General features: G+C 43.5%; 12 protein-coding genes. 3 read left to right on the forward strand and 9 right to left on the reverse strand.

What is annotated here, in order from left to right; all coding sequences use genetic code 11:
• Positions 1–1044 precede the first annotated feature (1044 nt).
• The 4 genes from ACXAF2_RS12895 to ACXAF2_RS12910 form a co-directional block, all read right to left on the reverse strand.
• Positions 1045–2313 carry an ATP-binding protein gene (locus tag ACXAF2_RS12895; protein WP_475140380.1) on the reverse strand — a complete coding sequence of 423 codons (1269 nt, stop codon included), beginning with the start codon at positions 2311–2313 and terminating at the stop codon, positions 1045–1047.
• Positions 2314–2453: 140 nt separating this feature from the next.
• On the reverse strand, positions 2454–3386 hold the full coding sequence (locus ACXAF2_RS12900; protein WP_475139235.1) for an ATP-grasp domain-containing protein: 933 nt from the start codon (positions 3384–3386) through the stop codon (positions 2454–2456).
• 98 nt (positions 3387–3484) lie between these two features.
• Complete coding sequence (gene mscL / locus ACXAF2_RS12905) at positions 3485–3946, reverse strand: large conductance mechanosensitive channel protein MscL (protein ID WP_148968263.1); 462 nt, start codon at positions 3944–3946, stop codon at positions 3485–3487.
• 202 nt (positions 3947–4148) lie between these two features.
• Positions 4149–5111: a LacI family DNA-binding transcriptional regulator gene (locus ACXAF2_RS12910; protein ID WP_475139236.1), complete on the reverse strand. Its 963-nt coding sequence runs from the start codon at positions 5109–5111 to the stop codon at positions 4149–4151.
• Positions 5112–5259: 148 nt separating this feature from the next.
• On the opposite strand from ACXAF2_RS12910, the gene ACXAF2_RS12915 reads away from it, so the two are divergent.
• Positions 5260–5400, forward strand: a complete 141-nt coding sequence (locus ACXAF2_RS12915) for a hypothetical protein (protein ID WP_427600035.1) — start codon at positions 5260–5262, stop codon at positions 5398–5400.
• Positions 5401–5431: 31 nt separating this feature from the next.
• On the opposite strand, the gene ACXAF2_RS12920 is transcribed toward ACXAF2_RS12915, so the two are convergent.
• Positions 5432–5740 carry a winged helix-turn-helix transcriptional regulator gene (locus ACXAF2_RS12920; protein WP_475139238.1) on the reverse strand — a complete coding sequence of 103 codons (309 nt, stop codon included), beginning with the start codon at positions 5738–5740 and terminating at the stop codon, positions 5432–5434.
• Positions 5741–5889: 149 nt separating this feature from the next.
• Here ACXAF2_RS12920 and ACXAF2_RS12925 point away from each other — a divergent pair, with 149 nt between their 5' ends.
• On the forward strand, positions 5890–6501 hold the full coding sequence (locus ACXAF2_RS12925; protein ID WP_475139239.1) for a nitroreductase family protein: 612 nt from the start codon (positions 5890–5892) through the stop codon (positions 6499–6501).
• A gap of 47 nt (positions 6502–6548) precedes the next feature.
• Here the strand turns inward: ACXAF2_RS12925 and cydC are convergent, their stop codons facing one another.
• The 3 genes from cydC to ACXAF2_RS12940 form a co-directional block, all read right to left on the reverse strand.
• Positions 6549–8267 carry a thiol reductant ABC exporter subunit CydC gene (gene cydC, locus ACXAF2_RS12930; RefSeq protein WP_475140382.1) on the reverse strand — a complete coding sequence of 573 codons (1719 nt, stop codon included), beginning with the start codon at positions 8265–8267 and terminating at the stop codon, positions 6549–6551.
• The gene (gene cydD, locus ACXAF2_RS12935) at positions 8267–9997 is read right to left on the reverse strand and encodes a thiol reductant ABC exporter subunit CydD (protein ID WP_475139241.1); all 1731 of its coding nucleotides are present in this window, start codon (positions 9995–9997) and stop codon (positions 8267–8269) included. The genes cydC and cydD overlap by 1 nt, the downstream gene beginning before the upstream one ends.
• A gap of 306 nt (positions 9998–10303) precedes the next feature.
• Positions 10304–11947 (reverse strand): M20/M25/M40 family metallo-hydrolase, encoded by a 1644-nt coding sequence (locus tag ACXAF2_RS12940; protein ID WP_475139242.1) that lies wholly within the window; start codon positions 11945–11947, stop codon positions 10304–10306.
• A gap of 244 nt (positions 11948–12191) precedes the next feature.
• Between ACXAF2_RS12940 and ACXAF2_RS12945 the strand changes: the two genes are divergently transcribed.
• Positions 12192–13493 (forward strand): NCS2 family permease, encoded by a 1302-nt coding sequence (locus ACXAF2_RS12945; protein ID WP_475139243.1) that lies wholly within the window; start codon positions 12192–12194, stop codon positions 13491–13493.
• Between the two features lie 26 nt (positions 13494–13519).
• Here ACXAF2_RS12945 and ACXAF2_RS12950 read toward each other — a convergent pair whose 3' ends face one another.
• A complete protein-coding gene (locus ACXAF2_RS12950; protein WP_475140384.1) occupies positions 13520–14110 on the reverse strand; it encodes a histidine phosphatase family protein in 591 nt (196 codons plus the stop codon).

Consider the following 14110-nt stretch of genomic DNA (forward strand, 5'->3'; position numbering starts at 1 on the left):
GGCGGCTTGCTCAGGCCCGACAAGCATAAGGCGAGGACACCGGAAAGGCGCTCTTTGCCTTTTTGGTGTCCTCGCCTTATGACCTCGAGGGACTAGCCGCCGGAGCTGGACATAGCGAAAAGCGGAGGCGGCTTGCTTAGAGGCGACAAGCATAAGACGAACCTGCCGGAAAGGCGCTCTTTGCCTTTTTGGCTGGTTTGACTTATGACCTCGAGCCTCTAGCCGCCGGAGCTGGACATATCGAAAAGCGGAGGCGGCTTGCTCAGGCCCGACAAGCATAAGGCGAGGACACCGGCAAGGCGCTCTTTGCCTTTTTGGTGTCCTTGACTTATGACCTCGAGGGACTAGCCGCCGGAGCTGGACATAGCGAAAAGCGGAGGCGGCTTGCTTAGAGGCGACAAGCATAAGACGAACCTGCCGGAAAGGCGCTCTTTGCCTTTTTGGCTGGTTTGACTTATGACCTCGAGCCTCTAGCCGCCGGAGCTGGACATATCGAAAAGCGGAGGCGGCTTGCTCAGGCCCGACAAGCATAAGGCGAGGACACCGGCAAGGCGCTCTTTGCCTTTTTGGTGTCCTTGACTTATGACCTCGAGGGACTAGCCGCCGGAGCTGGACATAGCGAAAAGCGGAGGCGGCTTGCTTAGAGGCGACAAGCATAAGACGAACCTGCCGGAAAGGCGCTCTTTGCCTTTTTGGCTGGTTTGACTTATGACCTCGAGCCTCTAGCCGCCGGAGCTGGACATATCGAAAAGCGGAGGCGGCTTGCTCAGGCCCGACAAGCATAAGGCGAGGACACCGGCAAGGCGCTCCTTGCCTTTTTGGTGTCCTTGACTTATGACCTCGAGGGACTAGCCGCCGGAGCTGGACATAGCGAAAAGCGGAGGCGGCTTGCTCAGGCCCGACAAGCATAAGGCGAGGACACCGGAAAGGCGCTCTTTGCCTTTTTGGTGTCCTTGACTTATGACCTCGAGGGACTAGCCGCCGGAGCTGGACATAGCGAAAAGCGGAGGCGGCTTGAGGTCAGTAAAATTAAAAAACCTCCACCTATAAAGATGAAGGGTCTTTCATACGATCCACAGGAAACACCATCTGAAAACTCGTCCCCTTGCCAACTCTACTTTCGACTGTAATGACGCCTCTCATCGCTTCAATGATGCGATAGGATACCATAAGCCCAAGACCTGTCCCTTTTTCCTTCGTAGAAAAATAAGGTTCCCCCAGTCTTGCCTGTTGTTCAGAGGTCATCCCGACTCCAGTATCAGTGATGGTGATGCTCACGTTCCCTTTCTGAACCTTCGAAAGTAACGTAAGGGTGCCTCCTTTTGGCATGGATTCGATCGCATTTTTGATGATGTTGAGAAATGCTTGCTGAAAGCTCCTTGTATTTCCGACAATGGTGGCGTCCATGATGCTTTTATGTACGTCCACCGATTGCTGGTTGCTCAGGGGCTCTACCATATCAACGAGCTTATTGAGTTGTTCGGAAATTGAGATGTCCTCTACTTGATCAGGGTCCGGCTTGGCAAATGTGAGATAGTCATTGATGATATCTTCTGCCCGATTCAGTTCTGATGATGCGATGGCTAAGTATTGCTCTTTTTTTCCGACTGGAAGATTTTCTTGATTGAGCAATCGTAGAAATCCTTTAATAACCGTTAACGGATTCTTCACTTCGTGTGAAATGCTGGCTGCCAGTTGAGCGAGTACTTCCATTTTTTCTATCTTTACGAGAGCGTGTTTGATTTGAATCTGTTTAAGCAATGTTTCACATATATATGTCAAGATGAGCATTCCCACTGAAGGGAGTAAGATGAAATTAATGAGATAGCTTTCATCAATTACAAACACTGTCATGGCATTCGCAATTAGTGCCGCTACTATGGAATGAATGGTAAAGAGAATCACTGAGAATATAATCTTCTTACGGCTCGTTAACCGGTCAAAATGGAACCACTTCATCCCGATTACCGTCAAGAGGTAGATCACTACATAAATAACAAATGCTACTAAACTCCAACTATATATCATAGTCCTGGATACCAATAAAACAACTAATAGTGCGAGCCCTGTGTATGGTCCTCCATACATTATTCCGAGTACAAAAGGAATCATCCGTAAATCATGTACACAGTATGGATTATGATAGATCGGGGAAAGCATGCACAGGATAATGGCAATACTCAAAGAAACAAGGGTTGCTAACCTTGTATACCAGCCATGTATCATCTTTCTTTCAATAAGGAAAAAAATTAAAAAAATACTCAAAATGATATAAAAGAAATTGTTAATAACATCCTGATTAAAGATAATCATACTTACCCTTTGACCTTTCACAGATATTGTCTACTTTATAGAAATTCTACCATACTACTGCAAAAATCGTCACAAATATATTTGTAATCATGCATTTACATACTAAACCCCTCCTGTACATGTACAGGAGGGTCATCAATTTACAGTGTTTTCAATTGTTCTCCAAGATATTTTGCCAACTCAAGCATCCCATATTGACCGTACTTCGCCTCGGCATCCTTGTTGTAATTTGTATTGGTGTTCACATCATACGTGTAGATGGTGCCTTCTTTGTCTTGAATGAATTCGATTCCGGCTACATCAATCCGGTTTTCTTTTAAAAATGCTTCGTAAGACGGAAGAATGCCATGGGAAAAGTTTTCCCTGATTTGGAATTTAGGCTTTTCCTCCTGCTCCCCCACTGGGCAGAATAAATCATCGACCTGGCACACATCGGCGGGACATAATTCAAATCCTTTTGACGTATCCACCTTCACAGCATACATGAATGTGCCGCCAATGAATTCACAACGTGTGATCGAAGCGTCCGGTGCTTCAATGTATTCCTGGAGTAGTGTCGTTCCATCAAGCGGTTCTTCAAATGCATCACTGTAGACATAGTTTTTCAACGCGTCCACTGAGTGAAACAACTGAACACCCAATCCTTTCCCGGCTCGGTTATGCTTGGTGATGAATGATGGTTTGTTGAGCTTTTGTGCGGCTTCTATGATCTGCTCTTTTCCAACGGCTGCAATGGTTTCCGGTGTCTTGATGCCGGCAGTGTTCAAGGCCATATACTGATTCACTTTACTCACTTCCAACCGGAGGGCACGACTCCCGTTCAATACCTTTCGTTCATATCTCTCTAACCATGAAAGAACGCTTTCCGTTAACTCAGGTGCAAAACGATGGTTTCTGGTATGGGAAGATGCACTGATCCGATTATAGAAAACCCCTTCTGGCGGCTCTGATGATAATTCGATGAGTCCTTGATCGAGGAACCATTCCTCATAAGGCAATCGAAGCTCGTCAAGACGAGCCGTTAAATGATTGGTCCATTCACTATTTTCATGAATAATATGAATTTTTTTCACGATCATTACCCCATTTGTTCGTAGGATTTTTTAAAAATGGTCGTACAACACAAAGTAATCCTACTATAAAAGTAGGATTTAGGTCAATGATCATGAATTTATCTTGGCTTTCTGTCGGTTCTCATCTGAATTTTCATACCACTTTTGGTGAGCTGATCGATTGTTTTCGGGAAATCATCGCTAGGGGAAGGGCTATGATCGTCCTTCAAGATATCCCTGATTTCCTGTAAGACTTCAAGGTTAGTCGTTTGCTTCACCTTATATTGCTGCTCTCCGCCTTTCAAGCGGTTGACCACCTTTATCATCAAAAAAATGCTCATGGCCACGAGAAGAAAGTCTACAAGGGCTTGTAAGAACTTTCCCAATTCAATCACCTCTGCTCCAATTCGAAGGTGCAGGCCTTCTAAGTTAATGCCGCCAAATAACATTCCGATTGCCGGCATCATCATGTCTTGAACGAGAGACTCCACAATCTTGCCAAACGCTGAACCAATGATGACTGCAATCGCTAAATCAATTACATTCCCCCTTGAAATGAATTGTTTAAATTCAGACCACATAATGAACTCACCTACCGCTTCATTACTCTAAACATATGGCAGAAACGAGTGAGTTATGAAGACAAGGGCAAAAAAGCTACATAAGATATTTCCCTACAATGGCAAGCAACACAATGATAGCGACTACCCCCATTAGGATGATCAACATTTTTTCATCTTTATTCCCTAACATTCTATTCGCCTCCTCTATCTCTTAAGGAACTTACACGGTACCTCTTTCAAATAATTTTGTTTCCAATATCACGGGACGAGGGTCCGTATTTTCAAGAAATAGTTTAAACGATTCTTCCCCCACTTTTCGTATCGGTACTTCAAAGGATGTAATGGCCAATGCATCGGCAATAGGATGATTATCAAAGCTTAAGATAGCCAAATCACCGGGTATACTGATCCCTCTTTTCCCAGCCTCTGTCACCATGCCTGCTGAAACCTGATCACTCGTTACGATAAGGGCTGAAGGCTTATCTTTCAGCTGTTCCCATGCCTTCACCACGTCTCTTCCATCTTCCAGGTGATAACAGTCATTGAAGATCCACTCTTCACGCACCGGATGGCCCGCAGCTTCTGAGCTATCGTAATACCCCCGGATTCTCTCTTCACTATTTGTCCCAAACATTCGATGCAGGCATAGACCTATCTGGGAGTGACCTTTTGAATAAAGATACTCGAGACCATTCCTGATTCCTTGATAGTGATCGATATATATTTTCTTACACGAATGACCGTACACATTCTCACAGAAAACAACATTGGCATTGTCCATGAACGGAGTGAGAACATCCAGTGAATTTGACCGTGAAGTTAAGATCAACCCGTCCACTTCCTTCATTTGCAGACGATAAAAGGCATCAAGTTCTGCTCCCTTGTCATAATTCGTTTGAAAAAGTTGAAGATGATATCCATGCTTTAACGCTTCCCCTGCAATACCTTGAAGAATTTCTCCGAAGTAAGGAAGATTCAAATACGGCAAAACAACTCCTATGCTATAGGTCTTACCTTTTGATAAATGGACAGCGTTTGCGTTTTTTATATAATTTAATTGCTCGACGGCCTCGAGAACCTTCCGGCGTTTTTCTTCTTTCACATAAGGGTGTTGATTTAATACCCTAGAAACTGTTGAAACAGATACTCCCGCAAGCTTGGCGATACTGCGAATATTTGTCATCCCCATACCCCTCATTAAAGATTATGAATGGCACACCTGTCCATTTTGCGCAAAACTTATAATAAACGCTTGCTATGAAACGCGTTTCACACTTTAAAGTTAATCATGCAAGGGGTCTACCCTTAAAACATGATAAGGAGGCTATACTATGCTCGGCATTTTATTTTTACCCGTTCTGTGTATCATCATCATCGGAGGAAGCTACGCCGCATTAAAGCCCATCCATTTCTATACTCCCCACGATCAACAAGATCCATTTGAGCACATATACAACCATAAACTCAACTAGTTCAAATGCCTGCTTTCAATGAAGCAGGCTTTTACTTTACCCATTTCCCTGCCCACCCCTGGACGGCCTCCATCACGGGCTCCAGTTCTTTTCCTTTTTTCGTCAGGCTATAAAGGACTTTGACAGGCTTTTCGTCGAGAACTTCCCGGGACACGATGCCGTTTTCCTCCAACTCCTTTAACCTGTCCGTTAGCACCTTTTGACTGATATTCGGTATTTCTGCATTTATATCTTTAAAACGGCATGTTCCTTCAAATAATACCTTTATGATCATCCCGATCCATCGCTTGCCTAATAGTTCAAAGGCAGCGGCATATTTCGGGCAAAGTTTTGTTTCCATCTATGTCTTCACATCCTAAATCGTTATCACTTGACGCATACTAAAACGTCGGTTATATTGTTCATATTGCTTATGCACTTACAAAAAGTAAGTAACATACAATTATATACCATATTATAACACTTATTTAAACATCAAGGAGGCTTATCATGGATAATTTCTTTCAAGTCGTCGAAAACCGACGCTCAACGAAAGTATATGATCCTCAAGTGGAGATCCCTCGTGAGGAATTAGTCGGCCTGCTCGAAACAGCAGGAAAAGCACCATCTGCCTGGAATCTTCAACAGTGGAAATTCCTTGTTTTTGATCGTAAAGAAGTTCAAGAACGCTTACTTCCGATTGCATATCATCAACAACAGGTACAAGATGCTTCTGCAGTCGTGGCAATACTTGGTGACCTGGAAGCCAATAAAAATGTCGACCCTGTCTTTGACCCTGCCATTGAAAAAGGTGAAATGACGGCGGAAATCAAAGAGGTACTGAAGAAACAAATTGACGGTGCATACAGCCGTGATGAATATCCAAGAGACGCCGCTTTCAGTAACGCTTCCTTAGCCGCTATGCAATTCATGCTTGCTGCAAAAGCGAAGGGCTGGGATACTTGCCCGATCGGCGGATTCAATCCGGCAGCTCTCGTTTCCGAGTTCAATGTGTCGGACCGCTATATCCCGATTATGCTGATTACAATCGGAAAACCACTTCAAGAAGCAAGAAAATCAGATCGTTTAGATATCCGTAACTTGATTGATTGGGCGGAATAAGCCTATGAAAAAGCCGCATCCTCAGGGGATGCGGCTTTTTCAATCTGTTAAAAGAGTACGCTCTTTTCAATCTGTTTCATATCAAAGAAGTAGCCTTTTTTACTCATGAGCTCATCAAAACTTCCTGCTTCTATAACCTTCCCTTGATCCATGACGACGATTTGGTCCATGTTTTCAAGACCGGTTAAACGATGACAGATCAGAATCAACGTGCCTCCACCTGTCACTTTATACAGATGGTCAAAGATCTCTTTCTCCGTCAACGCATCGACCGAAGACGTCGGTTCATCCAGCAGCCATAAGGGTGACCCCTTCAATAGTGCCCTTGCAATGGCCAATCGCTGCTTTTCCCCTCCAGAAAGATTCTCTCCTTTTTCCAGTACCGTGTCTTCTAACGAAAAGTGGCTCAGCTTCACTTTATCTAATGCCGATTCCATTTCTCCGTCTGTCAGTCCATCACGCACCAGCATAAGATTATCCCTTAAAGTACCGTAGAAGAAATGATTTTCTTGAAGAACCACATTGGCATGCTCCCACAACGTCTCTTTATCGAAATCTTTAATAGAAGCATCATTCACGAAAATCGAACCTTGATCTGTCGAGTAAAAGTTTAACAACAATTGAAGCAATGTTGATTTCCCTGACCCCGACGGTCCTACAATCGCTGTTTTCGAACCTGCAGGCAGCTTAAGATCAACACCATCCAATGCCTTTCTTTCCTCTCCTTCAAAGGAAAAGCTTACATCCTTCAGGTGAAAGGACGGACCATCCCCGCCAAGTTTCCCGCCAAATGAAGGTCCGTCCCTCTCGATGCTCTCTTCTGGAATGACTGAAGAAAGCCTGGCTGCCGCTCTGCGGGAATCTTCATAGTGTGAAGGGAGGATTGCCATGGGTGTGGCGTTTTCGAATACGGTTAATGAGATCATGACAAGCATAGCAAGGTATAGGCCGTCCAATTGACCTGAACCTACTGAATATGCCCCTGCAGCTAAAACGATCCATGAAATAAGGAGCGAAACCAGGATATTGGTTGAATGACTAAAGAGGGAATGGATACCCTCACGTTCCTGTTCACTCACATAGCCTGTTGATGCATGAACAAGACTTCTTTCTTTATCCTCCAGTCTCTGATAGATCTTCAGGTCTCTGAATCCATATAGAAATTCCGTTACTTCAGTAGACAACTCCCCCCGTCTTTCTCTTAAAGTCACTTCAATCTTCCTCTGTTTAAAAGCAAAATAGGCAGGGACAACGAATCCCGTCAGCAGAAGGCCCACAAGAAGAATCAATGCAACAGATACAGAATAAAACATCGTAAACAAAATCGTACTTAAGAACACCATCACCAGAATGATCGGCGGATAAAAGACCCTAAGAAAGAAATTCTGGAGGCTCTCTACGTCCCCGACAATTCTTGAGAGAAGATCTCCGCTTCTGTATCGACCGAAAATTCCCGGCGCTAACGGTTCGATTGCTTCATAAATCGAGACTCGTAAATTAGCCAGAATCGTGAATGTTGCACGGTGGGAAAAATAACGTTCCGCGTACCGGCTTAGCGCCTTTGTAAAACCGAATAGCTTCAAGAGTGCAATCATCACCGTCAGTGCGTAAAGAGGTACTTCCAAAGCTGCTTTAGAAATTAAATAACCACTGGAAGCAAATAATCCGACAGAGGTCATTCCGGCCAGGAAGCCAAAAAGAATTGAATACACTATATCCTTCTTTTCCTTCATCATCAGCTTTACGACAAATCCTAACTCTTTCATCATGTATTCACCCCTTGCTGTGCTGTCACCATCCCATGATAGCGTGAAGAGGACTTCATTAACTCCTCATGATTTCCTATACCCGCTAATTTCCCATTTTCCAAAAACAGAATATAATCCGCTTCACGAATTGTATGCAAGCGGTGAGCGACTGTAATCACCGTTGAATCCTTGGATAATTCCTGAATGGAGGCTTGAAGGATTCCCTCGGTTTTAAGATCCAATCCTGTTGTCGGTTCATCGAAGAGAATAAGAGAAGGTTTTTTGAGAAAAGCCCTGGCTATGGCAATGCGCTGCTTTTCTCCTCCTGAAAGCCCTCTCCCCCCTTCACCGATCAGTGTGTCAAACCCTTTATCGAGACCTGCAATCATTTGTGAGATTCCTGCTTTTTCAGCAGCGTATTCAATCTCTTCCCGGGTGACTCCTTCTCTTCCTCCAACTCCAATATTCTCTGAGATTGTGCCTGAGAATAAATACGGATTCTGTGAAATATAACTCAGTTGATCAAACCAGTCGCTTTCTCTATATTCACTTCTCGAATGTCCATCAATCACGATGTCTCCCTCAGAGGGCTCAAGAAGTCCTGCTAAAAGATGAAGAAGGGTTGTTTTCCCTGCTCCGCTGTGACCGACGATCGCCACTTGGCTGCCGGGAGGAAAGACCGCCGAAATGGATTGAAGAACCAATCCCTTATCACCGTAGGAAAACCCGACATTACGCAATTCAATTGTGGCAGGTGCCTTAATTGAATCGAGCTCCTTCCCTCCCCAATGCACAGGTCGATCGTTTTCTTCAAGCTCCTCCATGACTTTCTTCGCTGCCCCCATACTTCCCCGGCCAGTATGAAAGGCTTGCCCAAGCTCTTTTAGTGATAAATAGAATTCCGGTGCAAGCACCAGAACGAAGAAAGCGGTGAAGAATGATATGCTTTCAAAGACGACCAATCTGAGCCCTACCTCAAGAGCAATCAGTCCAATGCTTAACATGGAAATAAACTCTAGCATCAAGGAAGATAAGAACGCGGTTTTTAGCACTTCCATCGTTGCTTCACGAAAGTCAAGACTGGCAGAACGAATCCCTTCTTTCTGTTGTTTCCCTCTACCAAGGAGCTTCAAGGTAGTCAATCCTTGCAGTGTGTCGAGGAATCTCCCAGAAAAAGCCGTCAGCTTATCCATTTGCTTTTCGGATTTGTTTTTTGTCATCACTCCAATAATCGCCATAAACAGAGGAATGAACGGGGCCGTAATGATCATGATCAGACCCGTATAAATATGCTCAGAAAAAATGGTGATTAAAAGTATTAACGGAACGATGGTCGTTTGAATTCTTTGGGGTACGTACTGACTGTAATACCCATCCAGCCCATCGACAGCATCCATCATCGTACTGACTTTTTGTCCAGACTGCCCTTGAATGGACGCTTGCAGTGGATTCTTTGCCCACTTATTCAAGAGCCGTTTTCTCAAGTCGCCCTTAACGTTCGAAGCCATCCTGATTCCTATTCTTCCATTCACATACGTGAGGGCTGCTCTCCCTACTAAAATAAGAAGCAATGCACCCAGCATTAGGAAGATGTCTTGAAATTCCTCTCTCTCTATAAACATCTTATCTACAATGCTAACCAGCAAGTAAGCTTGTCCAATCACGATTCCCCCCATTAATAGGGATGTTCCGTATAGTGTCATCATGGATGATTTCTGCTGCTTAGCCAATTTATTTAGTTCTTTCATACCTCTTCTCAACTCCAAGGTCAAAAGTTAGTGAAATAGTTCACAAATTCATAACTCTATTATAGTAGACTTGTTCCCTTTGTGCATCTTTTAGGATTGACCTTTTTGTGACAATTCCAGAACACAGTTAGTATAGAATGGGGCGTGGATGGACTAGTTTTTCATCGATTTCCTAACGATCCAGCCAAATCACCAATAATCCGGCCATTTTACAAAATTTCAAAACCTGCACAAACTAAATTCCAATCAATAAAAATAGAGAGGCACATCCCAAAGCGAATGTCCTCTCTATTTTTATGGGTCCTGTTATATCATCAATAAATCCTTCGTCACACGCTGGATAATCTCCGGCAGCACTGAGAAGGTGTAAGGTTTATACACTCTCTCTGTCCACTGATGGCCATCCTTTCCGTACACGCCGATATTAATAGAAGGAATGTTCAGCTTTCTGATCATATCGATGGGAACAGGATACAACTGATTGATCAGCGGCATGTTCTTCTTGAATACGTCAATATCCTCGTCTTCTTCATGAAGAGAGAGAAAACTGCCATCTGCCAGATACGGGAAAAACCGTTTAATGACAAATTCTTCGCCAGTTTCTTTGGCTATATCATTTAAGCAATTCCCTAACGCTTCTCTCACCCTCTTGCCATACTCATTTTCTTCATTCACAAAGTTATGAGGTAAAAATGGCGGTGCGAAGAAAATAATCACTCTTGGCGTTCGATCGGGATCCAGATGCTGCAGTGCTTCCACCATGGCATACGCAATCGTTCTTCTGTCTTCTCCCTCCAAATCATAAAAGACCTTTTTCATGACAGGATCCGGATCAATGCCTCTTTCCTTCAACCAGAAGATATACTCCCTTAACGTCAGCACTTCCACTTCCCATGAAAACTCCCTTTCCGGGAAACCATGATAGCTCCGATATTGCTCAAACTGTCTTTTGCTGCGTTCTTCCAATTCACTCACTGCCTTTAATGCTGCCCTCTTCATATCGTAGAGGACTTCCCGGGCAGTTCTCTCATATACAAAATAGTTAAAGTATAGAGAAGCGCTCAAAGGGGTTTGAACATTATACGTATGCTTGTCATCTTTGAAATACAGGCAAGATGGAGGCAGGGTGAATTCACCTGGTATATCCTCCAGGTAATCCAGGTTCTGGTTGATTTCAAGATTGACCTTGGAAGCAATTACAGTGGGATCGATGGATGTCAGCACATCCCCTACATGGGCTTCTCTTCCATAAATATAAAAGCTTGGCAGGAGCTTTCCTGCAGCACCTGTGTAAATATATCGTTTGCAGTCTCCATCATAGATCGGAGAAATGAAATCCGTATTGATCGCTGCCAAATAGTCAAAGCCCTCTTTTTTCAAACGATAGAGATCGCTTAAAGCGGCAATCATTCCGGCATGTTCACTTTCTTCATCACCATTAAATAGGAAGAGTAAATGTCCATCTGGTGTTTCCTTTCCCGTATAGTACAAGAGATTCGCCATGTGTACGGCAATTCCGCTCTGCATATCCAATGCCCCTCTTCCAAACAGCCAGTTTCCAGAGAGGGCATCTTCCCTGACTTTTTCCTCTCCTTCATAGTCCATAAAGAACTTCTGAAGAAAGTCGGGATCATGTGCCATATCCTGCAGTGCACCATAATCATCGGTTCCTACCGTATCATAGTGGGCATGAAATAATACAGTTTTCGAAGACGTTCCTTTCACGAGGGCAAACACGTTTTTCCTTCCTGTCGGATCGTTCGGTACTTCTTGGAGCCAGACTCGATCAGGATGATTTTGAAAATAAGGAAATGAAGAAATCATTTCATATATATACTGGGCTTTTTCACTTTCGCCAATTGTCCCATTATAGCTTTTCAGAGCGACTAATGATCGTGTGATGAATTCAATCTGCTCGGAGATTGATTTGTTTTTTAATTGTGTATACACGTTAGTACCGCTCCTTTCCTTAAGAAATGTCAGCTTATGTGTGGTTAATCGTTTACTTGCTGGGCATTATAGAGACTGATTCTACTATAATTGATAACATCTTATCGAAAATGAAAGGGGTTTGGAAGGGGTTTCAGGATTATTTCTTAAAAAAATTTCATACCTTTCTATTGAAATTCGATCTATTACCGAATATTATAGAAGTTGCGCGTTTTTAATGTTCGTTTTTATTGGAGGAATTACGATGTTTAAATTAAAGGAACACGGCACTAATCCCAAAACTGAAATACTGGCAGGTATTACAACATTTCTAACAATGGTTTACATTGTCGTTGTCAATCCCATTATTTTAGCCGACGCAGGTGTGCCATTTGATCAAGTCTTCTTAGCAACCATTATTTCAGCCGTAGCCGGCACGTTATGGATGGCCTTGTTCGCAAATTATCCAATTGCCATCGCACCAGGGATGGGATTGAATGCTTATTTTACTTACTCTGTTGTAGGGGCGAATGATGACATTTCTTATATCGTTGCATTCTCTGCCGTTTTTGTAGCAGGTATTATCTTTATCATTCTTTCATTAACACCATTCAGAAAAAAATTGATCGAAGCCATACCCCAAAATCTAAAGCACGGCATCACCGCAGGAATCGGTTTGTTCATTGCCTTTATTGGATTACGACTGACAGGACTTATCCAAGCTCATCCAACAAATTTAGTACAGCTGGGGGATCTTCATTCATCTTCAGCGATCCTAGCGTTAATCGGATTGGCTGTTACCCTTATCCTCATGGTCTTACGTGTCCATGGAGCGTTATTCATCGGAATGATTGTCACTGGACTCGTTGCATTCTTTACAGGAGAATTATCATTTAAAGAAGGGTTTGTGGCTCTCCCACATCTTCCAGAAGGACTTATCGTAGCAAATCCTCTTACAGCATTTGCCGATGTCTTTCAATACGGGTTATATGCCGTTGTGTTCTCATTCTTACTTGTAACGATCTTTGACACAACAGGAACGATGATCGGAGTGGCCCAACAAGCAGGTCTTATGAAAGGCAACACGATGCCAAGAGCACGTGAAGCCTTACTTGCGGATTCCATTGCAACAACTGTAGGGGCGATGTTCGGTACGAGTCCTACGTCCGCTTATATTGAATCTTCAGCCGGTGTTTCCGCTGGAGGAAGAACAGGATTAACAACATTAACGGTTTCTATCCTGTTCATCGTTGCTGCATTCTTCGGTCCTCTTGTAAGTGCCGTATCAGGAATTTCAGCCATTACAGCTCCTGCCCTTATCATCGTAGGAAGCTTAATGATGGGGAGCATTTCTCATATTAACTGGGATCAATTAGATGAAGCCTTCCCTGCTTTCTTAATCATTCTAAGCATGCCGTTGACATCAAGCATCGCAACCGGGATAGCATTGGGATTCATATCATATCCATTATTAAAAGTAGTAAAAGGGCAATGGAAGCAGGTACACCCACTCGTGTATATCTTTGCCGTCCTGTTCTTCTATCAGCTGGCATTCCTGCCTCATTAACCCGATAAAGATACTCGAAAGACCGTTCATAATGAACGGTCTTTTTGTGGTACAAATTCAGATTGTCGTGTCCATATTCTTTTGACGCTTTTTAGATTTTTGTCATCAAACGTTAAACAATATATATCCGGCATTTCAAGCTTTCTCCAAAACCTGATATCATATTGAGGATCAAAGTAACTCATGATCAAAACCATAATATTACCATGTGTTCCAATCACAACGTTTTTCCCATTATATTCTTCAATGATCTTAAATATCCCTTGTACGCCTCTTTTTTGAGCGGTGAGGTTCGACTCTCCGCCCTCCAAGGAAAAAGCAGGATCCTCCCACACCAATGAGATTGCCTCTTCAAAGTTGTGAACAGGTTTTCCGGAGAGAGTTCGTTCTCTCAATTCTTCATACAAATTGATTCCCTGCCCAATATGGCGGGCTGTCCCTTCAACGGTTTCCACCGCCCTTTTATAAGGACTGGAACATACTGCATCAATCTTTTCCATCTTTAATAATTCCGTTACATGCTCAGCATCCACCTTACCTTTCTCAGATAGGGGTCTGGTTAATTCCTCGGGGGTGTATTTCGAGTGAGCATGCCTCACCAGATACAGTTGAGTTAT

Source organism: Rossellomorea sp. ABR4_004, from assembly GCF_056159585.1.